The following is a 3,243-nucleotide window of genomic DNA, read 5'->3' as shown; positions in this document are numbered from 1 at the left end:
CAGGTAGAGCCGAGCCATGCTCGGCTGCTCTACGCCGCAAACTACCCCGCCGCCGTTCGACGCATCGCCTCCGGGTAGAGCCGAGCCATGCTCGGCTGCCCTACGCCGCAAACGCGGAAGGCCGGGGAAATCCCCGGCCTTCCGCTTCAAACCATTTCAACGGCACTCAGTGCATCAAAGCGCCTTCGCCGCCGCCACCACGTGCTCGGTGGTGATGTTGAAGTGCTTGTACAGCGCTTCGGCCGGGGCCGAGGCACCGAACGTGTCGATACCGACCACCGCACCGTCCAGGCCCACGTACTGGCGCCAGAAACCGGTGACGCCGGCTTCCACGGCCACGCGCTTCCGCACGGCGTTGGGCAGCACCGACTCACGGTACGCCGCATCCTGGCGCTCGAACACGTCGGTCGACGGCATGGACACCACGCGGGTCTTGATCCCGGCCGCATCCAGCTCGGCCTTGGCGGCCACGGCCAGGCCCACTTCCGAACCGGTACCGATCAGGATCACGTCCGGCACGCCGCCTTCGGCATCGGCCAGCACGTAACCACCGCGCGCGATCTGCGCGACCTGCTCGGTGCTGCGCGGCTGGTGCGGCAGATTCTGGCGACTGAAGACCAGGCAGCTCGGACCGTCGTTGCGGGTAAGCGCGGACTTCCAGCTGACCGCCGACTCGACCGCATCGCACGGGCGCCACACATCGTTGTTGGGGATGTAACGCAGCGAGGCCAGGTGCTCCACCGGCTGGTGGGTCGGGCCGTCTTCGCCCAGGCCGATCGAGTCGTGGGTGTAGACGTGGATCGCGTGCGCCGGGTTCAACGCGCTCATGCGCACCGCGTTGCGGGCGTAATCGCTGAACACCAGGAAGGTGGCGTCGAACGGAATGAACCCACCGTGCAGCGCCAGGCCATTGGCGATGGCGGTCATGCCGAACTCGCGCACGCCGTAGTACACGTAGTTGGCATTCGGATCATCGGTGGCCACCGACTTGCTCGCCTTCCAGAGGGTCAGGTTGGAGTGGGCCAGATCGGCCGAGCCGCCGATCAGTTCCGGCAGCAGCGGGGCGAACGCTTCGATCGTCAGCTGCGAGGCCTTGCGCGAGGCGATCGTCTGGCCATCGGCCTGGACCTGGGCGATGTACGCGTCGGCCTTGGCGATGAAGTCGGCCGGCAGCTCACCGTGCGAACGCCGGGTCAGTTCGTCGGCTTCGGCCGGGAACTGCTTGGCGTACTTGTCGAACTGCTGCTCCCATTCGGCCTGGCGCAGGGTACCGGTACCGCCGGCACGCCAGCCGGCGTAAATCTCTTCGGGAATCTCGAACGGGCCGTACGGCCAGTCCAGCGCCTCGCGGGTGGCGGCCAGTTCGTCCTTGCCCAGCGGTGCGCCGTGGCTGGATTCCTTGCCGGCCTTGTTCGGCGAACCAAAACCAATCGTGGTGCGGCAGCAGATCAGGGTCGGCTTGTCGAACTGCGACAGGGCGCCGTCGATGGCGGCCTTGATGCTGTCGGCATCCTGGCCATCGACGCCGCGCACCACGTTCCAGCCATAGGCTTCGAAGCGCTCGGGGGTGTTGTCGGTGAACCAGCCGGCGGTGTTGCCGTCGATGGAGATGTGGTTGTCGTCCCAGAAGCAGATCAGCTTGCCCAGGCCCCAGGTGCCGGCCAGCGACGCGGCTTCATGCGAGATGCCTTCCATCAGGCAGCCGTCGCCGAGGAACACCCAGGTACGGTGGTCGACGATCTCGTGCTCGGGGCGGTTGTAGCGCTGTGCCAGCAGCTTTTCCGCCAGCGCGAAGCCGACCGCGTTGGCCAGGCCCTGGCCGAGCGGACCGGTGGTGGTTTCCACCCCGGGGGTCTCATGGTGTTCCGGATGGCCGGCGGTCTTGCTGCCGAGCTGACGGAACTGCTTGAGCTGTTCGATCGGCAGGTCGTAGCCGCTCAGGTGCAGCAGCGCGTACTGCAGCATCGAGCCATGGCCGTTGGACAACACGAAGCGGTCGCGGTTGAACCATTTCGGATTCTTCGGGTTGTGCCGGAGATAGTCGTTCCAGAGGACCTCGGCGATATCGGCCATGCCCATCGGCATGCCGGGATGCCCGGACTTGGCGGTTTCGACCGCATCAGCGGCAAGGAAGCGGATGGCGTTGGCCAACTGGCGGCGGGTAGGCTGCGTCATGGTTCTGTCGGAGTCGGGAGGCTCCCGCGGAGCTGCGGGCAGCTCATTGTCCCACAGACCACCGATGGGGTCAGGCCGCGACCGACGGGCGGACAGCCTTGTGAAGAGCATCACTGTCCATGAACAAAAACGCCCCGCAGGTGCGGGGCGTCGGCACAACCGCCGGCGGCGGTTGCGGTAACCAGGGCGCCCAGGCTCGGTTCAAGGGCGCTCGACGTTCTCCACCGGCACAACCGGTACCACTGGACCATCGTCCACTTCGCCCTTGGCCACCAGCGTGGTCAGGGCCAGGTCGCCGGTGACGTTCAACGCGGTGCGGCACATGTCCAGGAAGTGGTTCACGCCCAGGATCAGGCCGATGCCGAGCGGGTTCACCCCGACCATCGCGCAGATCATCGCCACCACCGGCAGCGAGCCGGACGGGACACCGGCGGTGCCGATGCCACCGAGGATGCAGACCGCCATCACCATGATCTGCTGGCCGATGCTCAGGTCCACGCCGAAGAACTGCGCCAGGAAGATCACCGTGACGCCCTCGAACAGCGCGGTGCCGTTCTGGTTGGCGGTGGCACCGACGGTCAGCACGAAGCGCGAGACTTTCTGCGGCAGGCCCATCTGGTCGGCCACGCGCAGCGCGGTCGGCAGGGTGGCGTTGCTGGAGGCGGTGGAGAACGCCATCACCGTCGCTTCCTGGGTATCGCGGAAGAACGACAGCGGCGAACGCCCGGACAGCCACACCGCGGTGCCGTAGGTCACCACCATGTGCAGGCCCAGCGCCAGCACCACCACGCCCACGTACGCACCCAGCCGGATGATCAGATCGAAGCCGAACAGCGCGGCCAGGTTGAACATGAAGCAGGCCACCGCATACGGGGCCAGGCGGATGACCAGGTTGATCAGGGTCATCGAGACTTCGAACACGCCCTCGATGGCGCGGCGCAGCGGGGCGACCTTCTCTTCGGGGCTCAACACCATGCCGATGCCGAACATCAGCGCGAAGAACATCAGCGACAGGATGGCGCCGTTGTCCGATGCGGCCTGCAGCACGTTGCTGGGCACGATCGACAG

The 3,243-nt window shown here is 66.6% G+C and carries 2 protein-coding genes; both read right to left on the bottom strand.

The annotated features are described in order from the left end of the window. Positions 1-174 precede the first annotated feature (174 nt). Positions 175-2,175, bottom strand: a complete 2,001-nt coding sequence (tkt, locus tag RTO53_RS19710) for a transketolase (protein ID WP_312239354.1) — start codon at positions 2,173-2,175, stop codon at positions 175-177. A 201-nt stretch (positions 2,176-2,376) separates the two neighbouring features. Further along, the coding region (locus RTO53_RS19705) for a dicarboxylate/amino acid:cation symporter (protein WP_312239353.1) at positions 2,377-3,243 on the bottom strand (867 nt) is incomplete at its 5' end.

The sequence above is a fragment of the Stenotrophomonas sp. genome (assembly GCF_031995405.1).
In the GTDB taxonomy this organism is placed as follows: domain Bacteria; phylum Pseudomonadota; class Gammaproteobacteria; order Xanthomonadales; family Xanthomonadaceae; genus Stenotrophomonas.
The sequence above is the reverse complement of the archived record's forward strand: the minus strand, read 5'-3'. Positions and strand labels throughout refer to the sequence as shown.

What these genes read in the sequence shown, in the direction of transcription:
- tkt (WP_312239354.1), bottom strand. Translation starts at nt 2,175, where the DNA reads ATGACGCAGCCTACCCGCCGCCAGTTGGCCAACGCCATCCGCTTCCTT.